At 72.1% G+C, this 20186-nt stretch carries 19 protein-coding genes and 5 tRNA genes; 18 read left to right on the top strand and 6 right to left on the bottom strand.

The window, feature by feature from the left end:
• The first annotated feature begins 34 nt into the window (after window positions 1-34).
• The 9 genes from ACIRGB_RS30090 to ACIRGB_RS30050 all read left to right on the top strand — a co-directional run bounded on the left by ACIRGB_RS30090 (window position 35) and on the right by ACIRGB_RS30050 (window position 4228).
• The gene (locus ACIRGB_RS30090) at window positions 35-223 is read left to right on the top strand and encodes a hypothetical protein (protein ID WP_403871690.1); all 189 of its coding nucleotides are present in this window, start codon (window positions 35-37) and stop codon (window positions 221-223) included.
• A 289-nt stretch (window positions 224-512) separates the two neighbouring features.
• On the top strand, window positions 513-1298 hold the full coding sequence (locus ACIRGB_RS30085) for a fumarylacetoacetate hydrolase family protein (RefSeq protein ID WP_403871688.1): 786 nt from the start codon (window positions 513-515) through the stop codon (window positions 1296-1298).
• Window positions 1291-2775, top strand: a complete 1485-nt coding sequence (gltX, locus tag ACIRGB_RS30080) for a glutamate--tRNA ligase (protein WP_403871686.1) — start codon at window positions 1291-1293, stop codon at window positions 2773-2775. Before ACIRGB_RS30085 ends, gltX begins: the two co-directional genes overlap by 8 nt.
• 98 nt (window positions 2776-2873) lie before the next feature.
• Window positions 2874-3608: an HAD family hydrolase gene (locus ACIRGB_RS30075; protein ID WP_403871685.1), complete on the top strand. Its 735-nt coding sequence runs from the start codon at window positions 2874-2876 to the stop codon at window positions 3606-3608.
• Between the two features lie 92 nt (window positions 3609-3700).
• Window positions 3701-3772: transfer RNA gene (locus ACIRGB_RS30070), tRNA-Gln, on the top strand.
• A gap of 39 nt (window positions 3773-3811) precedes the next feature.
• Window positions 3812-3884 (top strand) — tRNA-Glu (locus tag ACIRGB_RS30065).
• A 62-nt stretch (window positions 3885-3946) separates the two neighbouring features.
• Window positions 3947-4019: transfer RNA gene (locus ACIRGB_RS30060), tRNA-Glu, on the top strand.
• 20 nt (window positions 4020-4039) lie between these two features.
• A tRNA-Gln gene (locus ACIRGB_RS30055) sits at window positions 4040-4111 on the top strand.
• A gap of 44 nt (window positions 4112-4155) precedes the next feature.
• Window positions 4156-4228: transfer RNA gene (locus ACIRGB_RS30050), tRNA-Glu, on the top strand.
• Between the two features lie 176 nt (window positions 4229-4404).
• Here the strand turns inward: ACIRGB_RS30050 and ndgR are convergent.
• Window positions 4405-5121 (bottom strand): IclR family transcriptional regulator NdgR, encoded by a 717-nt coding sequence (gene ndgR, locus ACIRGB_RS30045; RefSeq protein ID WP_403871683.1) that lies wholly within the window; start codon window positions 5119-5121, stop codon window positions 4405-4407.
• Between the two features lie 195 nt (window positions 5122-5316).
• Here ndgR and leuC point away from each other — a divergent pair, with 195 nt between their 5' ends.
• The 4 genes from leuC to ACIRGB_RS30025 all read left to right on the top strand — a co-directional run bounded on the left by leuC (window position 5317) and on the right by ACIRGB_RS30025 (window position 8657).
• The gene (gene leuC, locus ACIRGB_RS30040; RefSeq protein ID WP_403871681.1) at window positions 5317-6747 is read left to right on the top strand and encodes a 3-isopropylmalate dehydratase large subunit; all 1431 of its coding nucleotides are present in this window, start codon (window positions 5317-5319) and stop codon (window positions 6745-6747) included.
• Window positions 6748-6752: 5 nt separating this feature from the next.
• A complete protein-coding gene (gene leuD, locus ACIRGB_RS30035) occupies window positions 6753-7346 on the top strand; it encodes a 3-isopropylmalate dehydratase small subunit (protein ID WP_403871680.1) in 594 nt (197 codons plus the stop codon).
• A gap of 286 nt (window positions 7347-7632) precedes the next feature.
• The gene (locus ACIRGB_RS30030) at window positions 7633-7863 is read left to right on the top strand and encodes a hypothetical protein (protein ID WP_052838413.1); all 231 of its coding nucleotides are present in this window, start codon (window positions 7633-7635) and stop codon (window positions 7861-7863) included.
• A gap of 137 nt (window positions 7864-8000) precedes the next feature.
• Complete coding sequence (locus ACIRGB_RS30025; protein ID WP_403871678.1) at window positions 8001-8657, top strand: HU family DNA-binding protein; 657 nt, start codon at window positions 8001-8003, stop codon at window positions 8655-8657.
• Window positions 8658-8774: 117 nt separating this feature from the next.
• Here ACIRGB_RS30025 and ACIRGB_RS30020 read toward each other — a convergent pair whose 3' ends face one another.
• Together ACIRGB_RS30020 and cofC are read right to left on the bottom strand one after the other, a co-directional pair.
• Window positions 8775-9005, bottom strand: a complete 231-nt coding sequence (locus tag ACIRGB_RS30020; protein ID WP_403871676.1) for a hypothetical protein — start codon at window positions 9003-9005, stop codon at window positions 8775-8777.
• Between the two features lie 9 nt (window positions 9006-9014).
• Window positions 9015-9653: a 2-phospho-L-lactate guanylyltransferase gene (gene cofC, locus ACIRGB_RS30015; protein WP_403871674.1), complete on the bottom strand. Its 639-nt coding sequence runs from the start codon at window positions 9651-9653 to the stop codon at window positions 9015-9017.
• Between the two features lie 143 nt (window positions 9654-9796).
• On the opposite strand from cofC, the gene ACIRGB_RS30010 reads away from it, so the two are divergent.
• The 3 genes from ACIRGB_RS30010 to ACIRGB_RS30000 all read left to right on the top strand — a co-directional run bounded on the left by ACIRGB_RS30010 (window position 9797) and on the right by ACIRGB_RS30000 (window position 12907).
• Window positions 9797-10627 (top strand): lysophospholipid acyltransferase family protein, encoded by an 831-nt coding sequence (locus ACIRGB_RS30010; RefSeq protein WP_403871673.1) that lies wholly within the window; start codon window positions 9797-9799, stop codon window positions 10625-10627.
• Entirely contained in the window at window positions 10624-11634 is a 1011-nt protein-coding gene (locus ACIRGB_RS30005) for an NAD(P)H-dependent glycerol-3-phosphate dehydrogenase (protein WP_403871672.1), read from the top strand. Before ACIRGB_RS30010 ends, ACIRGB_RS30005 begins: the two co-directional genes overlap by 4 nt.
• 103 nt (window positions 11635-11737) lie before the next feature.
• Window positions 11738-12907, top strand: a complete 1170-nt coding sequence (locus ACIRGB_RS30000) for a D-alanine--D-alanine ligase family protein (protein WP_403871671.1) — start codon at window positions 11738-11740, stop codon at window positions 12905-12907.
• Between the two features lie 210 nt (window positions 12908-13117).
• On the opposite strand, the gene ACIRGB_RS29995 is transcribed toward ACIRGB_RS30000, so the two are convergent.
• Window positions 13118-13351, bottom strand: a complete 234-nt coding sequence (locus ACIRGB_RS29995; protein WP_003973433.1) for an Lrp/AsnC family transcriptional regulator — start codon at window positions 13349-13351, stop codon at window positions 13118-13120.
• Between the two features lie 233 nt (window positions 13352-13584).
• Here ACIRGB_RS29995 and ACIRGB_RS29990 point away from each other — a divergent pair, with 233 nt between their 5' ends.
• The gene (locus ACIRGB_RS29990; protein WP_403871669.1) at window positions 13585-14553 is read left to right on the top strand and encodes a thiamine-phosphate kinase; all 969 of its coding nucleotides are present in this window, start codon (window positions 13585-13587) and stop codon (window positions 14551-14553) included.
• Entirely contained in the window at window positions 14550-15350 is an 801-nt protein-coding gene (gene thiD, locus ACIRGB_RS29985) for a bifunctional hydroxymethylpyrimidine kinase/phosphomethylpyrimidine kinase (RefSeq protein WP_403871667.1), read from the top strand. The genes ACIRGB_RS29990 and thiD overlap by 4 nt, the downstream gene beginning before the upstream one ends.
• On the opposite strand, the gene ACIRGB_RS29980 is transcribed toward thiD, so the two are convergent.
• Both ACIRGB_RS29980 and ACIRGB_RS29975 read right to left on the bottom strand, forming a co-directional pair.
• Window positions 15331-16533, bottom strand: coding sequence for an FAD-dependent monooxygenase (locus ACIRGB_RS29980; protein WP_403871665.1), 1203 nt, complete (start codon window positions 16531-16533; stop codon window positions 15331-15333). The genes thiD and ACIRGB_RS29980 overlap by 20 nt on opposite strands.
• A gap of 587 nt (window positions 16534-17120) precedes the next feature.
• On the bottom strand, window positions 17121-20171 hold the full coding sequence (locus ACIRGB_RS29975; protein ID WP_403871663.1) for an ATP-binding protein: 3051 nt from the start codon (window positions 20169-20171) through the stop codon (window positions 17121-17123).
• Between the last annotated feature and the right edge of the window lie 15 nt (window positions 20172-20186).

Genomic DNA, 20186 nt, shown 5'->3' with positions numbered 1-20186 from the left:
CGGGCGCCCGGACACGACAGGGCCTCGTACAACCGTGAAGACGACGATGATGTTCCACAAGATCGCCAACCCGCGACGCACGACGCTGGCGCACCTCGAGGGCGCCGACGACCTGCACACGCCGGAACAGCCGGAGCACGCCGTCGAGCTCCCCGCCCAGACCGCCAACCCCCGCCGCACCATCCTGATGGAGGCCCCGGTCACCGCGTCGGTCGCAGAGTAGTACGGCCCCGACCCGGAGCCCGTTCAACGGCTACCCGCGCCCTTGAGGGCCTGCCCGGCGGATCATGCCGGAGACGCGGGGTGTGGCACGCACATCTGCGGCGTTGTCGTCGGTTGCCAGGGCTCCGCCCTGTCGCCCTTCTCCGCCTTGCATCTGCACGCGCCACACCCCGCTCACCTGCACTGGTGAGGCACCGCGTCTTTTCTCCGGCCTGATCCGCCGGGCAGGCCCGCCGCGTTAGCCTGGAGCGTCAGACTCCAGCCAGCTCAGTCAAGGGGCCAAGCAACCCGTGCGCATCGCCAGGTTCTCCATCGACGGGAACGTCGCCTTCGGCGCGGTCGAGGGCGACCAGCCGGACCAGCTCGTCCTCGACATCATCAAGGGCATCCCGTTCGCGGACTACGAGCTCTCCGGCACCAAGGTGCCCCTGAGCAAGGTGCGGCTCCTGCCGCCGGTACTCCCCAACAAGGTCGTCGCCTTCGGCCGCAACTACGCCGAGCACGCCCGGGAACTCGACAACGAGGCGCCCGACGCCCCGTTCGCCTTCTTCAAGCCGTCCACCTCCGTGATCGGCCCCGGCGACGCCATCCAGTACCCCTCCTTCAGCGAGGAACTGCACCACGAGGCCGAACTGGCCGTCGTCATCGGCCGCATGTGCCGCGAGGTCCCGCGCGAGCGCGTCCAGGACGTGATCTTCGGCTACACCTGCGCCAACGACGTCACCGCCCGCGACGTGCAGCGCCGCGAGAAGCAGTGGGCCAGGGCCAAGGGCTTCGACTCCTCCTGCCCGCTCGGCCCCTGGGTGGAGACGGACCTCGACCTCGCGACCGCGGGCGACCTGACCATCCAGCTCACGGTCAACGGCGGCCAGCGGCAGCTCGGCCGCACCAGCGAGATGATCCACTCCATCGCGGATCTGATCGTCAACATCTCCGAGGCGATGACGCTGCTCCCCGGCGACGTGATTCTCACGGGCACCCCGGCCGGCGTCGGCCCCCTCAACGTCGGCGACGAGGTCGCCGTCACCATCGAAGGCATCGGCACTCTCACCAACAAGGTTGTCAAGCGTGGCTAGCGCACCCGGCTCCCCCGTACGCGTCCGTTTCTGTCCGTCCCCCACCGGCAACCCCCACGTGGGCCTGGTCCGCACCGCCCTGTTCAACTGGGCCTTCGCGCGTCACCACCAGGGCACGCTGGTCTTCCGCATCGAGGACACCGACGCGGCCCGCGACTCCGAGGAGTCGTACGACCAGCTGCTCGACTCGATGCGCTGGCTGGGCTTCGACTGGGACGAGGGCCCCGAGGTCGGCGGCCCGCACGCGCCGTACCGGCAGTCGCAGCGCATGGACATCTACCGGGACGTCGCCACCAAGCTCCTCGACGCCGGCCACGCCTACCGCTGCTACTGCTCCCAGGAGGAGCTGGACACCCGCCGCGAGGCCGCCCGCGCCGCCGGCAAGCCCTCCGGCTACGACGGCCACTGCCGCGAGTTGAGCGCCGCGCAGGTCGAGGAGTACCAGGCCCAGGGCCGCGAGCCGATCGTCCGCTTCCGGATGCCCGACGAGGCGATCACCTTCACGGACCTGGTCCGCGGCGAGATCACCTACCTCCCGGAGAACGTCCCGGACTACGGCATCGTCCGCGCCAACGGGGCGCCCCTCTACACGCTGGTCAACCCGGTCGACGACGCCCTGATGGAGATCACCCACGTCCTGCGCGGCGAGGACCTGCTCTCCTCCACCCCGCGGCAGATCGCCCTGTACAAGGCGCTGATCGAGCTGGGCGTCGCCAAGGAGATCCCCGCCTTCGGCCACCTCCCGTACGTCATGGGCGAGGGCAACAAGAAGCTCTCCAAGCGCGACCCGCAGTCGAGCCTCAACCTCTACCGCGAGCGCGGGTTCCTCCCCGAGGGACTGCTCAACTACCTCTCCCTGCTCGGCTGGTCGCTCTCCGCCGACCAGGACATCTTCACGATCGACGAGATGGTCGCCGCCTTCGACATCTCCGCCGTGAACCCGAACCCGGCGCGCTTCGACCTGAAGAAGTGCGAGGCGATCAACGCCGACCACATCCGGCTCCTCGAGGTCAAGGACTTCACCGAGCGCTGCCGCCCCTGGCTGAAGGCCCCCGCCGCCCCCTGGGCGCCCGAGGACTTCGACGAGGCCAAGTGGCAGGCGATCGCGCCGCACGCGCAGACCCGCCTGAAGGTCCTCTCCGAGATCACCGACAACGTCGACTTCCTCTTCCTGCCGGAGCCGGTCTTCGACGAGGCGAGCTGGACGAAGGCGATGAAGGAGGGCTCGGACGCCCTGCTGCGCACGGCCCGCGAGAAGCTGGACGCCGCCGACTGGACGTCGCCCGAGTCCCTCAAGGAGGCCGTCCTGGCCGCCGGCGAGGCCCACGGCCTCAAGCTCGGCAAGGCCCAGGCGCCCGTCCGGGTCGCCGTCACCGGCCGCACCGTCGGCCTGCCCCTCTTCGAGTCCCTGGAGGTTCTGGGCAAGGAGAAGGCACTGACCCGCATCGACGCGGCGCTGGCACGGCTGGCCGCGTAACCACACGCGCGCGCCCGAGGGGCGGCTCCCGGACTCCCCGGGGCCGCCCCTCGGGCGTACGGCGGACACGGCCGGTGTCCCGGCGTTACCGTCGGATCATGAGCATTCGCGCCGTGGTCTGGGACGTCGACGACACCCTCTTCGACTACACCACCGCCGACCGCGAGGGCATGCGCGCCCATCTGGTCGCCGAGGGGCTGCTCGCCGGATACGGATCGGCCGACGAGGCCCTCGTGCGCTGGCGGGAGATCACCGACCAGCAGTGGGCGCGCTTCTCGGCGGGCGAGGTGGACTTCGTCACACAGCGGCGCGACCGCACCCGGGTCTTCCTGGGCCGGCCGGAGCTGACGGACGCCGAGGCCGACGACTGGTTCCAGCGGTACGTCACGCACTACGAGGCCGCCTGGTCCCTCTTCCCGGACGTGATGCCCGTCCTGGACGCCCTCGCCGACAGCCACCGGCACGCCGTGCTCTCCAACTCCAGTCTCACCGTCCAGGACCGCAAGCTGCGCGTCCTCGGTGTGCACGACCGCTTCGAGGCCATCCTGTGCGCCGCCGAGCTGGGCGTCTCCAAGCCGGAGGCCGGGGCCTTCCTCGCCGCCTGCGACGCCCTCGCCCTCGGTCCGGACGAAGTCGCCTACGTCGGCGACCACCCGGAGATCGACGGACGCGGTGCCGCCGACGCCGGGCTGCTCTCCGTGTGGATCGACCGCGGCGGGATGTACGCCACCGTCGACCCGCCGGCCGGACCGCGCCGCATCGCCTCGCTCTCCGAACTTCCCGCGCTCCTCGGCGGCGATACCCGTTTTGGAGCCCCGTCCACCTTCGGGTAATGTTCTTCCTGCGCCGCCGGAGAGCGGGCCGAAGGGCCGGGAACCGGAAGCGCAACGCTAGAACAAGAACCCCTCCGGGGCTTGCGTTCCAGTGGCCTATGGTGTAATTGGCAGCACGACTGATTCTGGTTCAGTTAGTCTAGGTTCGAGTCCTGGTAGGCCAGCTCGCAGAGCTTATCTGCGCCGCGGAGCACATCCGCAAAGCCCCCGTTGTGTAGCGGCCTAGCACGCCGCCCTCTCAAGGCGGTAGCGCCGGTTCGAATCCGGTCGGGGGTACAGATCCTTCCCGCGAGGACAGTTCGGGTCGCTCCCACTGTTCTCGATGCAGGATCGCTAGGGCCCCCGTTGTGTAGCGGCCTAGCACGCCGCCCTCTCAAGGCGGTAGCGCCGGTTCGAATCCGGTCGGGGGTACGAACTGGTCTAAACCACATTGGTCTATGGTGTAATTGGCAGCACGACTGATTCTGGTTCAGTTAGTCTAGGTTCGAGTCCTGGTAGACCAGCTCGGATCTGCGGCGATGCGACATCGAACGCCTGCGAGATCCACGCCCCCGTTGTGTAGCGGCCTAGCACGCCGCCCTCTCAAGGCGGTAGCGCCGGTTCGAATCCGGTCGGGGGTACGCGAGTCCCAAGGGGGCTCCCGCTGAAGCGGGAGCCCCCTTCGGCATGCATGCCATCAGTTCCGCGTCGCACGGCGCTGGAGAGCGTCCCGGGCGGGGACGGGGTCTGAGACGGCGCGGGGCCCGCCGCGGCGTTGAGGCGGGCCCGTTGACCGGTCAGAGGTGTCCTGCGGTGGTCAGCCGTTGCGGCGCAGCGCCTCGGAGAGGCGGCCGGCGGCGTCGATGATCGCCTGCGCGTGCATGCGGCCGGGGTGGCGGGTGAGGCGCTCGATGGGCCCGGAGACGGACACGGCGGCCACCACGCGGTTGGAGGGGCCGCGCACCGGCGCGGAGACGGACGCGACGCCGGGCTCCCGCTCGCCGATGGACTGGGCCCAGCCCCGGCGGCGCACTCCGGACAGCGCCGTCGCCGTGAAGCGGGCGCCCTGGAGGCCGCGGTGGAGGCGCTCCGGCTCCTCCCAGGCCATCAGGATCTGCGCCGAGGAACCGGCCTTCATGGTGAGCGTGGAGCCGACCGGGACCGTGTCCCGCAGGCCGGACAGACGCTCGGCCGCGGCCACGCAGATACGCATGTCGCCTTGGCGGCGGTAGAGCTGGGCGCTCTCGCCCGTGACGTCGCGCAGGTGCGTGAGCACCGGGCCCGCCGTGGCGAGCAGGCGGTCCTCGCCGGCCGCCGCGGCCAGTTCGGCCAGGCGCGGGCCGAGAATGAAACGGCCCTGCATGTCGCGCGCCACCATACGGTGGTGTTCCAGCGCCACGGCCAGGCGGTGGGCCGTGGGTCGTGCCAGTCCGGTCGCAGCGACCAACCCCGCGAGGGTGGCCGGACCGGACTCCAGAGCGCTCAGGACGAGGGCCGCCTTGTCCAGAACGCCGACGCCGCTACTGTTGTCCATGAAACGATACTCCCGTCTCACTCTGTGAAACGCAAGTTCAATTTTCCGTGGAACCCGCCACTCTTGATGGCAGGAAGTCACAGCGGCCCGTGACGAAAGGGCCTGGTGGCGGTTGCCCGGAAACAGGGGTGCGGGCACCGCTTCCCCAAGATCTCTAGTTGGGTCGGCGCGTTGTCGCCGGCCGGAGGGAAAGCGATGGGTAGGACACTCGCGGAGAAGGTCTGGGACGACCACGTCGTCCGGCGCGCCGAGGGCGAGCCCGACCTCCTCTTCATCGATCTGCACCTGCTGCACGAGGTGACCAGCCCGCAGGCCTTCGACGGCCTCCGCAAGAGCGGCCGCCCGGTGCGCCGGCTCGACCTGACCATCGCCACCGAGGATCACAACACCCCCACGCTCGACATCGACAAGCCCATCGCGGACCCGGTCTCCCGGGTCCAGCTGGAGACGCTGCGCAAGAACTGCGCGGACTTCGGCGTCCGGCTGCACCCGCTGGGCGACGTGGAGCAGGGCGTCGTGCACGTCGTCGGCCCCCAGCTGGGCCTGACCCAGCCGGGCACCACCGTGGTCTGCGGCGACTCGCACACCTCGACGCACGGCGCCTTCGGCGCGCTGGCGTTCGGCATCGGCACCTCCCAGGTCGAGCACGTGCTGGCCACCCAGACGCTGCCCATGGCCCGCCCGAAGACCATGGCGATCACCGTCAACGGCGAACTGCCCGACGGCGTCACGGCCAAGGACCTGATCCTGGCGATCATCGCGAGGATCGGCACCGGCGGCGGCCAGGGCTACATCCTGGAGTACCGCGGCGAGGCCATCGAGAAGCTCTCGATGGAGGCCCGCATGACCATCTGCAACATGTCGATCGAGGCCGGCGCCCGCGCGGGCATGATCGCACCCGACGAGACCACCTTCGCCTACCTCCAGGGCCGCCCGCACGCCCCCGAGGGCGCCGACTGGGACGCGGCGGTCGAGTACTGGAAGACGCTGCGTACGGACGACGACGCCGAGTTCGACGCCGAGGTGGTCATCGAGGCCGCCGAGCTGGCGCCGTTCGTCACCTGGGGCACCAACCCCGGCCAGGGCGCGCCGCTTTCCGCCGCCGTCCCCGACCCGGCCTCGTACGAGGACGCCTCGGAGCGCTTCGCCGCCGAAAAGGCCCTGGAGTACATGGGCTTGGAGGCGGGGCAGCCGCTGCGCTCCATCGCGGTGGACACCGTCTTCGTAGGTTCCTGCACCAACGGCCGCATCGAGGACCTGCGCGCCGCCGCCGAGATCGTCCGGGACCGCAAAGTCGCCGACGGCGTACGCATGCTGGTCGTCCCGGGCTCCGCGCGGGTCGGACTCCAGGCCGTCTCCGAGGGACTGGACGTGGTCTTCAAGGAGGCCGGCGCCGAATGGCGGCACGCGGGCTGCTCGATGTGCCTGGGCATGAACCCGGACCAGCTGGCCCCGGGTGAGCGCTCCGCGTCCACCTCCAACCGCAACTTCGAGGGGCGCCAGGGCAAGGGCGGCCGCACCCACCTGGTGTCGCCGCAGGTCGCGGCCGCGACGGCGGTCCTGGGCCACCTGGCCTCCCCGGCCGACCTGTCCGCCGCCGACGTCCCCACGCCCGCTGGAGTCTGAGAGCCATGGAAGCGTTCACCAAGCACACCGGCCGGGCCGTCCCGCTGCGCCGCAGCAACGTCGACACCGACCAGATCATCCCCGCCCACTGGCTCAAGAAGGTGACCCGGGACGGGTTCGAGGACGGGCTCTTCGAGGCCTGGCGCAAGGACCCGGAGTTCGTGCTCAACCGGCCCGAGCGCGCTGGCGCCACCGTCCTGGTCGCCGGCCCCGACTTCGGCACCGGCTCCTCCCGCGAGCACGCCGTCTGGGCCTTGCAGAACTACGGCTTCAAGGCCGTCATCTCCTCCCGCTTCGCCGACATCTTCCGCGGCAACTCGCTGAAGAACGGCCTGCTCACGGTGGTCCTCGACCAGAAGATCGTGGACGCGCTGTGGGAGCTGGTGGAGCGGGACCCGCAGGCCGAGGTCACCGTCGACCTGGAGGCCCGCGAGGTCCGCGCCGAGGGCATCACCGCCTCCTTCGAGCTGGACGAGAACTCCCGCTGGCGGCTGCTGAACGGGCTGGACGACATCTCGATCACCCTCCAGAACGAGGCGGAGATCGCCGCGTACGAGGCGAAGCGCCCGTCGTTCAAGCCGCAGACCGTCCAGGTCTGATCACCCGGAGCCCGCGCGAGCCTCCCCGGGGCTCCGCAAGGTCGAGTTTCGGCCACCCGACATCCCCGCCGTACCCCCGATCAGCCCGATCGGGGGTACGGCCGTTTTTGCTTCCGCCCGCCCCCGCCCGAGACCGATGTGACGCGCAACTTCCCACGTTAGAGGCGTGGTTGCCGGGGTACGCAGGGGGTGGAGAAGCGGCTTGCGAGTGCGCCGGGAAGGCCGTTCGAGGCGGCAGTTGCCCCCTGCGCAGGCGACAACTCGCCCCAGATGGCACAATCTGTGCATGGAACACGACGGCCAACTCGAGCTCTATACGGCGGTCGCGGTCCGGCTCAAGGAAGCGCACACAAGAGTGCGCGCACTGCAAGTCCCGGAGGGCGTACGGATGGCGCTGACCCGGAAGCTGCTGGTCATTACGGCCGCGGCCAAACACGATCTCGCCGGTGCGGCAAGACGCCTGGATCGGTTCACCGCCGACCTCGACGCGGGTCGATTCCCCGAAGAGGAAGGCTGAACCGGCCAGGACGGCCCGAGTCCGTTGCGGCACAAGGGTGATTAGCCCGTTTCGTGTTTGATTTGCGGTATATATCTGCCTAACGTGCGAAAAAGCTTGAACACATTCGTTCTGGCGATGTCTCCGAAGGGGAAGACGTGAACAAGGCGCAGCTCGTAGAAGCGATTGCCGACAAGCTGGGTGGTCGGCAGCAGGCCGCCGACGCGGTCGACGCGGTCCTGGACGCCCTCGTCCGTGCCGTCGTCGCGGGCGACCGGGTCTCGGTCACCGGCTTCGGTTCCTTCGAGAAGGTCGACCGCCCCGCCCGGTACGCCCGCAACCCTCAGACGGGCGAGCGGGTTCGGGTCAAGAAGACCTCCGTGCCGCGCTTCCGCGCGGGCCAGGGCTTCAAGGACCTGGTGAGCGGCTCGAAGAAGCTTCCGAAGAACGACATCGCGGTCAAGAAGGCCCCCAAGGGCAGCCTGTCCGGCCCGGCGCCCACCATCTCCAAGGCCGCAGGCAAGAAGGCCGCCGCGAAGAAGGCCACGGGCGCCGCGAAGAAGACCACGGGCGCGGCCAAGAAGACGTCCGCGGCGGCGAAGAAGACCACCGCGAAGAAGACCACCGGAGCGGCGCAGACGACGGCGAAGAAGACCACCGCCAAGAAGTCCGCGGCCAAGACCACCACGGCGGCCGCGAAGAAGACCGCCGCCAAGAAGGCCCCCGCGAAAAAGGCGACCGCCAAGAAGGCCCCGGCCAAGAAGTCGACGGCTCGCAAGACCACCGCCAAGAAGGCCACCGCCCGCAAGAAGTAGCGGCAGGCGGGACCCGCGACAGCGGGCGAACGGGCACAGGGCACTCACGCGCCGGGCCGGACTCCCTCGGGAGTCCGGCCCGCGGCGTGTCCGGGACCCGGCGGGAGGCCCCGCGGATCAGAACGTCTGCAACGTCACCAGCGTGATCCGGCGGCCCGCGCCCGAACCCGTCTCCGTGTCCTCGGTTCCCGTGTCCTCGGTCTCGATGCGCACCCGCTGCCCGGGCCGCAGCAGCCGCAGGCCCCCCGCGTCGAAGGCCGCGGCGTCGAAGGGCACGGGCGTGCCGTCGTCGAGCAGCACCTGCCCGCTGCGGCTTTCGGGGTCGTACGTGTACGCGGTCGCCTGCATGCCGGCAGCCTACTGCCCGGCGATCAGCAGCCGCGCCGCCACCGCGGCCGTATGGGGCCCCACTCCGAGCGCCAGCGCGGTGCGGAGATCACCGCCGGTGTCGACGTCCTGCCGTACGGAATCCACCGCGCCGGGACGCAGTTCCACCGCGCCGGACGCCCGGTGGCGGGCCCGTGAATCCGTACCGAATGCGGGGGCCAATTCCCGGCCCGGTGCCGCGGTCAGCAAGGTGGTGCCGATTCCGGCCGCGTCCGGGAGAAAAGCCCGCGGGAATTGCGCGGCCGCGGCCAGTACCCGCGCCAATTCGGCCGGCCGCAGGGCGGGGAGATCGGCGTTGAGCGCGGCCACCGGGCTTTTGGGCCGGGCCGCCCGTACCACGGCGGCGCCGTGCGCCAGCGCGGCGTTCAGACCGCCGCCCGGCTCGTCCGCGACGATGCCCGCGCCGAGCGCCGCCAGCTCCCGTCCGGCCCGCGCGTCGTCCGTGACGACTGCCACATCCGCGACCGCCGGGCAGGCCAGCGCGGCTGCCACGGTGTCCTGTGCGAACGCCAGCGCGAGTCCCGGCCGCACCCCGTCGTCCGCGGTGTCCGACAGCCTGCTCTTGGCCCGGGCAAGGGGCTTCACGGGTACGACCAAGGTCCACTGCACGAGCGTTCCGTCCTTCTCTCGTCGCCGTCATTGTCACCTGCGAGACCTGGCGGTTCACTCTTCGGGGCGTACGGTGTTCTCGACAGACGGGCGGCCCGGGGCGACACTTGTCCGGCCCCAGGCCCTGGAGGAAAGGTGTCCGCGTGCCCCGCCGCAGAATCGGCTTCTGGTACCGCTTGGCCGCGGTGATCTGCAAACCGCCGCTGGTGGTACTGATCAAGCGGGACTGGCGGGGAATGGAGAACATTCCGGCCGAGGGCGGATTTATCACCGCCGTGAACCACAATTCGCACGTCGACCCCTTCGCGTACGCGCACTACCAGTACAACACCGGACGCGTCCCGCGATTCCTGGCGAAGAGCGGCCTTTTCAAGAAGGGCTTCGTCGGCGCCGCGATGCGGGGGACCGGACAGATCCCCGTCTACCGCGAGAGCACCGACGCGCTGAGCGCCTTCCGCGCCGCGATCGACGCCGTGGAGCGCGGCGAGTGCGTCGCGTTCTACCCCGAGGGCACCCTCACCCGCGACCCGGACGGCTGGCCGATGACCGCCAAGACCGGTGCCGCGCGCGTCGCCCTCCAGACCAGGTGCCCGGTGATCCCGGTCGCCCAGTGGGGCTGCAACGAACTGCTGCCGCCGTACGCCAAGAAGCCGAACCTCCTGCCGCGCAAGACCCACCGGGTGCTGGCCGGTCCGCCGGTCGACCTGACGCGGTTCTACGGCAAGGAGATGACCACGGAACTGCTGAAGGAGGCGACCGAGGTCATCATGGCCGCCGTCACCCATCAGCTGGAGGAGATCCGCGGCGAGAAGGCGCCCGACACCCCCTACGACCCGCGCCGCGAGCGGATCGAGCAGCGGCGCCGCACCCAGGCGCAGGCACGGGCGCGGGCGGCACAGGCGCAGGCACAGTCGCAGTCGCAGCCGACCCGGTCACGGGCCCAGGGACAGCAGGCAGAAGGGCAGAGCACGTGAGCAAGCCGGTCAAGGCGGCCGTATTCGGCACCGGATCCTGGGGCACCGCCTTCGGCACCGTCCTCGCCGACGCGGGCTGCGAGGTCACCCTGTGGGGACGCCGCGCCGCGCTCGCCGACGCCGTCAACTCCACCCGCACCAACCCGGACTACCTGCCCGGCGTGGAGCTGCCCGAGAACCTGCGCGCCACCACCGACGCCGCCGAGGCCGCGCGGGACGCCGACTTCACCGTCCTCGCCGTGCCCTCCCAGACGCTGCGCGCGGGCCTCGCGGACTGGACGCCGCTGCTGGCGCCCGGCACCGTCCTGGTCTCGCTGATGAAGGGCGTCGAACTCGGCTCCGCGATGCGGATGAGCGAGGTGATCGGGGACGTCGCCAAGGTCGGCGCCGAACGCATCGCCGTGGTCACCGGACCCAACCTGGCCCGCGAGATCGCCGCCCGCATGCCGGCCGCCGCCGTTGTCGCCTGCCCCGACGAGTCCGTCGCCCAGCGCCTCCAGGCCGCCTGCCACACGCCGTACTTCCGCCCCTACACCAACACCGACGTCGTCGGCTGCGAACTGGGCGGCGCCGTGAAGAACGTGATCGGCCTCGCCGTCGGCATCGCGGACGGCATGGGCCTCGGCGACAACGCCAAGGGCTCCCTCATCACCCGCGGCCTCGCCGAGACCACCCGCCTCGGTGTCGCCCTCGGCGCCGACCCGCTGACCTTCTCCGGCCTGGCCGGACTCGGCGACCTGGTCGCGACCTGCTCCTCGCCGCTGTCCCGCAACCACACCTTCGGCACCAACCTCGGCAAGGGCATGACCCTGGAGGAGACCATCGCGGTCACCAAGCAGACCGCCGAGGGCGTCAAGTCCTGCGAGTCGGTGCTGGACCTGGCCCGCAGGCACGGCGTCGACATGCCGATCACCGAGACGGTCGTCGCCATCGTGCACGAGGGCAAGTCCCCGGTGGTCGCCGTGAAGGAACTGATGTCGCGCAGCGCGAAGCCCGAACGACGCTGAGCGACGCCGGGCGAAGCCCCTCGGGGGACGGAGCGGAACCCGCGCGCCACGCGGCCCGCCGACGCTGTCTCACCGCACCGCGGGCGGGTACTCTCGACGCGATATGAGCACCGAGAACCTCCCCCAGAGCCCCGAGCAGAGCCCTCAGCGGCCGCCCCGCAAGCCGCGTGTGGCCGTCGTGTTCGGCGGGCGCAGCTCCGAACACGGGATCTCCGTGGTCACCGCCGGCGCCGTCCTCGCGGCCATCGACCGGACGCGCTACGACGTCCTGCCGATCGGCATCACCAGGGACGGCCGCTGGGCCCTCACCGCCGACGAACCGGAACGCATGGCGATCACCGAACGCCGTACGCCCGACGTCGAGGAACTGGCCGAGTCGACCGAGGGCGGCGTGCTGCTGCCCGTCGACCCCGCGAGCCGTGAGGTCGTCTACAGCGAACCGGGCTCGGTGCCCAAGGCGCTGGGCGAGGTCGACGTCGTCTTCCCCGTGCTGCACGGCCCCTACGGCGAGGACGGCACTCTCCAGGGCCTGCTGGAGCTGTCCGGGGTGCCCTACGTCGGCGCGGGCGTGCTCGCCTCCGCCGTCGGCCAGGACAAGGAGTACATGAAGGCGGTCTTCACCTCCTACGGGCTGAAGGTCGGCCCTTACGTGGTGATCCGGCCCCGCGAGTGGGAGCAGGACCGTTCCGCCGCCCGCAAGAAGATCGTCGACTTCGCCGGCGAGCACGGCTGGCCGCTGTTCGTGAAGCCCGCGCGCGCGGGTTCCTCGATCGGCATCACCAAGGTCGACGGCCTCGCGGGGCTCGACGAGGCGATCGACGAGGCCCGGCTCCACGACCCGAAGATCCTGGTCGAGGCGGCGCTGCGGGGCCGGGAGATCGAGTGCGGGGTGCTGGAGTTCGAGGACGGCCCCCGGGCCTCCGTCCCCGCCGAGATCCCGCCGCCCTCGCAGCACGCGTACTACGACTTCGAGGCCAAGTACATCGACTCGACCCCCGGTATCGTGCCGGCCCCGCTCACGGCCGAGGAGACCGCCGAGGTCCAGCGCCTCGCCGTGGCGGCGTTCGACGCGGCCTCCTGCGAGGGGCTGGTGCGCGCGGACTTCTTCCTCACCGAGGACGACGAGTTCGTGATCAACGAGATCAACACCATGCCCGGCTTCACACCGATCTCCATGTACCCGCAGATGTGGCAGGCCAGCGGCGTGAGCTACCCGGAGCTGGTGGACCGGCTGGTCCAGGCCGCGCTGCGGCGGCCCACGGGACTGCGCTGACGCCTCCCTCCCCGCCACACCCGCCCCGTGCGCGGCCGAGAAGGCGATCCCCTCGGGGGTCGCCTTCTCGCAGTATGATCAGCGGGTTTCCCGTCCGGTCCGGGAACCGCCGCCGACTCGCTGTCGTCTGCTGAGGAGCAGCCCGCTGTGGCGATCAACAGGGCGAGAGCGTGCGGACCGCGCAGCAGGCGGAGCGTGGGCGGAGAGGGGCTAGAGATGGACGACCGGACAGGTCAGGGTGCGGGTGATGCCGTCCACTTGCTGGACCTTGGCGACCACCATGCGACCCAGTTCGTCGACGGTGTCGGACTGGGCGCGGACGATGACGTCGTAAGGTCCTGTCACGTCCTCGGCCTGGATCACCCCAGGAAGCTTGCTGATCGTCTCGGCGACGGTCGACGCCTTGCCGACCTCCGTCTGGATCAGGATGTACGCCTGTACCACGGAACCTCCAGAGCGGCCACGAGGATCATGTGGGGAAAAGGAACGCCACGGTATCGCGTAGCCGCTCTCCGCGGGGAGACCCGCGGGCCCCGGACCTCGCGCGTCGGGGTGCCTGAGGAACACGAGTTGACGATCACGCCGACCGTGGCGACGGTCCTTTCGACCGTAACGAGGACAGAGATGACGCGCGACCGGGCACGGACACGGACAGGGACGGAAGGGGAGCCAAGGCGATGAAGGGCACTGTCGGTGAGCTGGGGGAGTTCGGGCTCATCAGGGAGCTCACCTCCCGTCTCACCACCACCCCCGCGGTCCGGGTGGGTCCCGGCGACGACGCCGCGGTGGTGGCCGCGCCCGACCGCAGGGTGGTGGCCAGCACCGACATCCTCGTCGAGGGGCGGCACTTCCGCCGGGACTGGTCCACCGCGTACGACGTGGGCCGCAAGGCGGCGGCGCAGAACCTCGCCGACATCGCCGCCATGGGCGCCGTGCCGACCGCGCTGCTGCTCGGCCTGGTGGTGCCCGCCGAACTGCCGGTGACCTGGGCGACCGAGCTGATGGACGGGCTGCGCGACGAGTGCCAGGTCGCGGGCGCCTCCGTGGTCGGCGGCGACGTGGTGCGCGGTGACACCATCACCGTCTCCATCACCGCCCTCGGCGACCTGCGCAACCAGGAGCCCGTCACCCGGGGCGGCGCCCAGCCCGGCGACCTCGTCGCGGTGACCGGCTGGCTGGGCTGGTCCGCCGCCGGGTTCGCCGTCCTGTCCCGGGGCTTCCGCTCGCCGCGCGCCTTCGTCGAGGCCCACCGCCGCCCCGAGCCGCCGTACCACGCGGGTCCGGCCGCCGCGGGGCTGGGCGCCACCGCCATGTGCGACGTGAGCGACGGGCTGATCGCCGACCTGGGGCACATCGCCGAGGCCAGCAAGGTCAGGATCGACGTGCGCTCCGGGCAGATCGACATCCCCTCCCAGATGAACGACATCGGGCAGGCCGTCGGCGTCGACCCCATGCAGTGGGTGCTCACCGGGGGCGAGGACCACGCGATCGTGGCGACCTTCCCGCCGGACGTGAAGCTGCCCGCCCGCTGGAAGGTCATCGGCGAGGTTCTCAACCCGTCCGCGCTGCCCCAGGTGACCGTGGACGGGGCGCCGTGGACCAGCAAGGGCGGCTGGGACCACTTCGGCGGGGACGTGGAGTCGTGACCGCACCGCCCCTGGTCCTCACCGTGGCGGGCTCCGACTCCGGCGGCGGCGCCGGCATCCAGGCCGACCTGAAGACGATGCTCGCCCTCGGCACCCACGGCATGAGCGTCCTCACCGCGGTCACCGCGCAGAACTCCCGCGGCGTGCAGGGCGCCTGGGAACTGCCCGTGGACGCGGTGCGCGCCCAGTACCGCAGCGTCGTGGACGACATCGGCGTGCAGGCGGTCAAGACCGGCATGCTCTCCTCCGCCGAACTGGTCGAGACCGTCGCCGAGTTGATCGCCGGGACCGACGCGCCCGCCGTCGTCGACCCGGTCGGCGTCTCCAAGCACGGGGACGCGCTGCTCGCCGCCTCGGCCCTGGAGTCGGTCCGCACCAGGCTCCTCCCGGCCGCCACCGTCGCCACGCCCAACCTCGACGAGGTCGCCCAACTCACCGGCGTACGCGTCGAGTCCGACACCGACCTGCGCCGGGCCGCGGCCGCCGTCCTGGAGTACGGGCCGCGTTGGGTGCTGATCAAGGGCGGCCACCTGGCCGGTGACGCTGTCGACCTGCTCACCGACGGCTCCGAGGAGCACTGGCTGCGCGCACCCCGCCTCGACAACCGGCACACGCACGGCACGGGCTGCACCCTCGCCTCGGCCGTGGCCTGCGGGCTGGCGAAGGGGCAGTCGGTGCCGGAGGCGGTGCGCGCGGCGAAGGAGTACGTCACCGGGGCGATCGCGGCCGGGTTCCCGCTCGGCGGCGGCATCGGGCCGGTGGACCACGGCTGGGCGCTCAGGCGGGATACTCCCTGAGTTCGATGCCGGTGGCCGCCTTCTCCGTCAGCCGCTTGAAGAAGCCCGCCATCAGGCGGTGGCTGAGCAGCCGGTACATGCGGTCGCGGCTGCGGATACGGCGCTCGGTGGGCGGGGCGAAGAACGGGCCCGCGTTGCCGGAGATCTTCTGGCAGCCCTTGGCGAAGTCCCGGATCCGCGTCTCGTACTCGGCGAACGCGGTGCGGTGGTCGCCGCCGGCCAGGGCGAGTTCCCCGGCGAGGACGTGGGCGCCGACGATGGCGACGCCCGTGCCCATGCCGCCCATGGTGGCGCCGTACCCGGCGTCGCCGAGCAGCGCGACGCGCCCCTTGGTGAGCCGGTCGACGTGGATCTGCGCGATCGCGTCGAAGTACAGGTCGTCGGCCTCCTCCAGCGCCTCCAGCACGCTCGGCGCCTCCCAGCCCATCCCCGCGAACCGCTCCCGCAGGATCCGCTTCTGCGCGGCCACGTCCCCGCGGTCGTACGCCAACAGCTCCGAGCGGAACACCAGGAGGGCGCCCGCGCGCTCCGGGTCCCCGTCGTAGTTGCCGACGCAGACCGCGCGGCCGGGCTCGCTGTACAGGCGGCCGGTGCGGTCGAGGCCCAGGTGGTTGGGGATGCCGAAACCGGCCACGTAGTGGTCCTGGAAGCGCAGGTACCGGGACTCGTCGCCGAAGACCAGGCGGCGGGTGCGCGAGTGCAGTCCGTCGGCGCCGACGACGAGGTCGAAGCGGCGGGGCGCGGCGTGCTCGAAGGTGACGTCCACTCCGTCCCCGGTGTCGGTGAGCGTGTCGACCGAGTCGCCGAAGACGTACTCGACGGTGTCCTCGGTGCGCTCGTGGAGGATCCTCGCCAGTTCGCCGCGGAAGATCTCGACGTCCCCGCTCATCATCTCGGCCGGCAGGTCCACGCGCGGCGTGCCGTCGGCGTTCACGACGGTCTGGCGGCCCATGTGGGTCTGGCGGGCGTGGATCTCGTCCCAGACGCCCATGGCGGTGAGCACCCTCCGGTGCACCCGGCCCCGGAAGTCGACGGCGAAGCCGTCGTCGCGCAGCGCGGGTGCCTTCTCGACGACGGTGACCCGGGCACCGTACCGGGCGAGGCAGAGGGCGAGGGCGGGCCCGGCGACGCCGGCGCCGGAGACGAGGACGGTGAGGTGGCCGAGGCGGTGTGTGTGCGTCATGGCACAGAGCCTCGACGCCACCGCTGACCGTTCACCCACCGTCCGCTGACCGCGGGCTGACCGCCCGGGGGGGCGGGGGGCTTACGGGGGCGCGCCGCAGCGCTCGCGAGGTGCCGCGCAGGGCGGCCGGAGGCGTGCGCGGTGGCGGTCGTCACCGAGGCTGCGTGCGGTTTCCCCGGTGCGCGTGGCGGGCCGTCGGCGTCGGCACGGGGTCCGCGCGAGGGCCTGGGGGGCGTCCCGGGGGCGGTCGCAGCGGGCTGGCGCTCGCCGTTGATCGTGGACGCGTGCGGTGCCTGCCGCTGCTGGAAGGTGCGGTTGTCCGCCTCGGGTGTGTGCCGGGGGCGGTCGCTGCTGTCTGCCAGTCGCCGTCTACCGTTCGTCGATCGTGGTCGCGTGCGGTGCCTGCGGCTGCTGGAAGGTGCGGTTGTCCGCCTCGGGTGTGTGCCGGGGGCGGTCACTGCCGTCTGGCAGTCGCTGCCTACCGTTCGTCGATCGCGGTCGCTTGCGATGCCTGTCGCTGCTGGAAGGCCGGGTTGTCCGCCTCGGGTGTGTGCCGGGGGCGGTCGTTGCCGCCCGGCTTCTGCCGTCTACCGTTCGTCGATTGCCGCCACCCGCAGTGCGCGTCCTCGCTCGAAGGCGCGGTCGTACGCCTCGGGGGTGAGACGGGCGCGGACGTGGTGTTCGGCGCGGGCGGCGTCCGGGTCGCCGGGGGCCGGGGCGCCGCGCAGACCCGTGGCGGCGCCTAGGAGTTCGGCGGCGCGCTCCGGGGCCGGGGCGACGACGGCCAGGGACTCGGCGACCTCCGCCAGGGCGAGCACGTCGGGGGAGTCGAGGGCCAGCACCCGGGCCTGCTCCAGCCAGTCGGCGGCGCTCTCCGCGTCGCCCTCCGCGGCGGCCGTGCGGCCCAGGCCCACCAGGATGCGCACCGACTCGCCGGTGCTGAACCAGTTGTCGGCGCACAACCGCAGCGCGTCCTCGTACTCCACGCGCGCGCGTGCCGTGTCGCCGGAGAGCCGGGCCACATCGCCCAGGCCCCGCCGGGCGCTCGCCACCTTGTCACTGGCCCCGGCCGTGCGGGCGAGGGCCGCGGAGCGCGTGAAGTGCGCGGCGGCCTCCTCGGTCTCGCCCCGGTGCAGCAGCACGAGCGCGCGCGAGCGCAGCAGGTCGGCGGTCTCCTCGGGCGCCTCCAACTCCTGGACGTGCGCCAGGCCCTCGTCGAGCAGTTCGAGGGCCCGGTCGTACGCGCCGCGCCGGTTGGCGAAACCGCCCAGCGGGTCGAGGCAGTTGGCCATGCCCCAACGGTCACCGGTGGCGCGGAACCCCTCGAGGGAGCGGGTGAATGCGGCCTCCGCCTCGGCCGCCCGGCCGGCGAACAGCTCCTGGTAGCCGATACCCAGGTCGAGCAGGGCCAGCCCCCAGGGAGCCTTTCCGACCTGGACCCTCGGCACGGAGTCCGCCACGAGCAGGGGCCCGCAGGTGAGGGAGTGCAGGACGACCGCGAACGGCAGCCGCAGCGGCCGGTCCAGCGACTCCATCAGCGCCGACACCCGCGCGACCCGCCCAGCCCCGGCCGGAACGCCGTCCCCGCCCCCGTCCCCGTCCCCGTCCCCGGAGATCGTGTTCATGACGCACAGGGCGTACTCCTCGGCCAGTCCCTCGGGCGGCTCCTCGCCGACCGCCGCCAGCAGCGCGCGGGCCCGCGGCACCAGCTCGCCGTGCAGCCCGCGCAGCCGGTGGAACCAGGTCAGCGCGGCCATGAGCCGCAGGGCCTCGCGCGGGTCGGTCTCCGTGAGGTGCCGCTGGGCCGCGTCCAGATTGCCCAGCTCGGCGGCGAGCCGGGCCAGCCAGGGCAGTTGGCCGCCGGTGCGCAGGTGCGGCTCCGCCCGCTCGGCCAGGTCCAGGAAGTACGCCGCGTGCGCGTCGCGCAGCCCGGCGCGGCCGGTCAGGCCCTCGGCCGCGAACGCGCGGAGGGTCTCCAGCATCCGGTAGCGGCCCTCGGGCAGGTGCTCCAGGAGCGACTTCTCCACCAGCGAGGCCAGCAGGTCCTCCGGGTGCGGCACCCCGCACACCGCCTCCACGGCCTCCAGCGTGGCGCCCCCGGTGAAGACCGTGAACCGCCGGGCCAGCTCCCGCTCCTCCTCGTCCAGCAGCTCCCAGCTCCACTCGACGACGGCGCGCAGCGTGCGGTGGCGGGGCGCCTTGGAACGGTCGCCCCGGCTGAGCAGACGGAAGCGGTCGTCCAGGCGGTCGGCCAGCTCGTCCGGGCCGAGGGTGCGCAACCGGGCCGCCGCCAGCTCGATGGCGAGGGGGAGCCCGTCCAGGGCCGCGCAGATCTCCGGCACGCGCGCGTGGCCGTCGAAACCGGGGCGCACCGCGCGGGCGCGTTCCAGGAACAGCTCGGCCGACGGGCGCGGCGACAGCGGCGGAACCGGCACCAGGGCCTCGCCGGTGATCCCGAGGCTCTCCCGGCTGGTGGCGAGGATCCGTACGCCCCGGCAGGTGCCCAGCAGCAGTGCCGTCAGCGCGGCGGCGGCGTCGACCAGGTGCTCGCAGTTGTCGAGCACGAGCAGCGCCTCGCGGTCCTCCAGGGCGGTCAGCAGCCGCTCGGTGGCGTCCACGCCCGCGGTGCGGAAACCCTCGCGGACACCGAGCGCGGTGAGGACGGCGTACGGGATCTGCCCGCCGTCGGTCAGGGGCGCCAGCTCGACGAAGCAGACGTCCGCGGGGGAGGCCGAGGATGCGCACCGGCTCGCCGCCTCGATCGCGAGCCGGGTCTTGCCGGTGCCGCCGGGACCGGTGAGCGTGACCAGGCGCGCGTCGGCGAACAGGGCGGTGATGCGGGCCAGCTCCGCGTCCCGGCCGACACAGCGGGTCAGCTGGGCGGGCAGCCGGGGGCGGCGCGGGGCGGTGGCGGTCTGGGCCCGCAGCAGTTCAGCGTGGAGGGCGGACAGCTCGGGCGAGGGATCGGCGCCGAGCTGCTCGGCCAGCGTGCGTCGCGCCTCCTCGTACACCGTCAGTGCCTCGGCGGGCCGCCCGCCCGCGTGCAGGGCCCGCATCAGCTGCCCGTACAGCCGCTCGCTCAAGGGATGCGCGGACAGCAGTCCCCGCAGCTCGGGCACCAGCTCGGCACCGCCCCCGAGCGCCAGATCCGCCTCGACCCGGTCCTGTACGGCGGTCAGCCGCAGCTCCGTGAGCCGGGCCGCCTCGCCGGGCTCCTCCGGCAGGTCGGGCAGCGCGGGACCGCGCCACAGCGCGAGCGCCTCACGCAATTCAGCCGCCGCGCGCGCGTGGTCACCGGCGGCGAGAGCGGCACGCCCCGCACTGCACAGGCGTTCGAATATATGACTGTCGACGGACGTGGGCGGCGTGACGATGCGGTATCCCGCGCCGCCGCCCTCGACGGGTGTGTGCGGGGCCAGCCGCGCGCGAAGGCGCGAGATCTGCGACTGGAGGGCGTTCGCGGCACCGGCGGGCGGCTCGCTGCCGTACAGGCCGTCGATCAGCCGGGCCGCGGGGACCGTGCGGCCGGCGTCGAGGAGCAGGAGCGTCAGCAGCGCTCGGGGCCGGGGGCCGCCGGGGTCGACGGGGGTGCCGTCGTCGGTGCGGATGTCCAGGGGGCCGAGAATCCCGAAGCGCATTCCCGGGATTCTGGC

This window comes from Streptomyces sp. NPDC102490 (assembly GCF_044765285.1).
GTDB lineage: Bacteria > Actinomycetota > Actinomycetes > Streptomycetales > Streptomycetaceae > Streptomyces.
This window is presented reverse-complemented; position numbering and strand designations above follow the sequence as displayed.

What these genes read in the sequence shown, in the direction of transcription:
- ACIRGB_RS30075 (WP_403871685.1), top strand. Translation starts at nt 2,874, where the DNA reads ATGAGCATTCGCGCCGTGGTCTGGGACGTCGACGACACCCTCTTCGAC.
- ndgR (WP_403871683.1), bottom strand. Translation starts at nt 5,121, where the DNA reads ATGGACAACAGTAGCGGCGTCGGCGTTCTGGACAAGGCGGCCCTCGTC.
- leuC (WP_403871681.1), top strand. Translation starts at nt 5,317, where the DNA reads ATGGGTAGGACACTCGCGGAGAAGGTCTGGGACGACCACGTCGTCCGG.
- leuD (WP_403871680.1), top strand. Translation starts at nt 6,753, where the DNA reads ATGGAAGCGTTCACCAAGCACACCGGCCGGGCCGTCCCGCTGCGCCGC.
- ACIRGB_RS30030 (WP_052838413.1), top strand. Translation starts at nt 7,633, where the DNA reads ATGGAACACGACGGCCAACTCGAGCTCTATACGGCGGTCGCGGTCCGG.
- ACIRGB_RS30020 (WP_403871676.1), bottom strand. Translation starts at nt 9,005, where the DNA reads ATGCAGGCGACCGCGTACACGTACGACCCCGAAAGCCGCAGCGGGCAG.
- ACIRGB_RS30000 (WP_403871671.1), top strand. Translation starts at nt 11,738, where the DNA reads ATGAGCACCGAGAACCTCCCCCAGAGCCCCGAGCAGAGCCCTCAGCGG.
- ACIRGB_RS29990 (WP_403871669.1), top strand. Translation starts at nt 13,585, where the DNA reads ATGAAGGGCACTGTCGGTGAGCTGGGGGAGTTCGGGCTCATCAGGGAG.
- ACIRGB_RS29980 (WP_403871665.1), bottom strand. Translation starts at nt 16,533, where the DNA reads ATGACGCACACACACCGCCTCGGCCACCTCACCGTCCTCGTCTCCGGC.
- ACIRGB_RS29975 (WP_403871663.1), bottom strand. Translation starts at nt 20,171, where the DNA reads ATGCGCTTCGGGATTCTCGGCCCCCTGGACATCCGCACCGACGACGGC.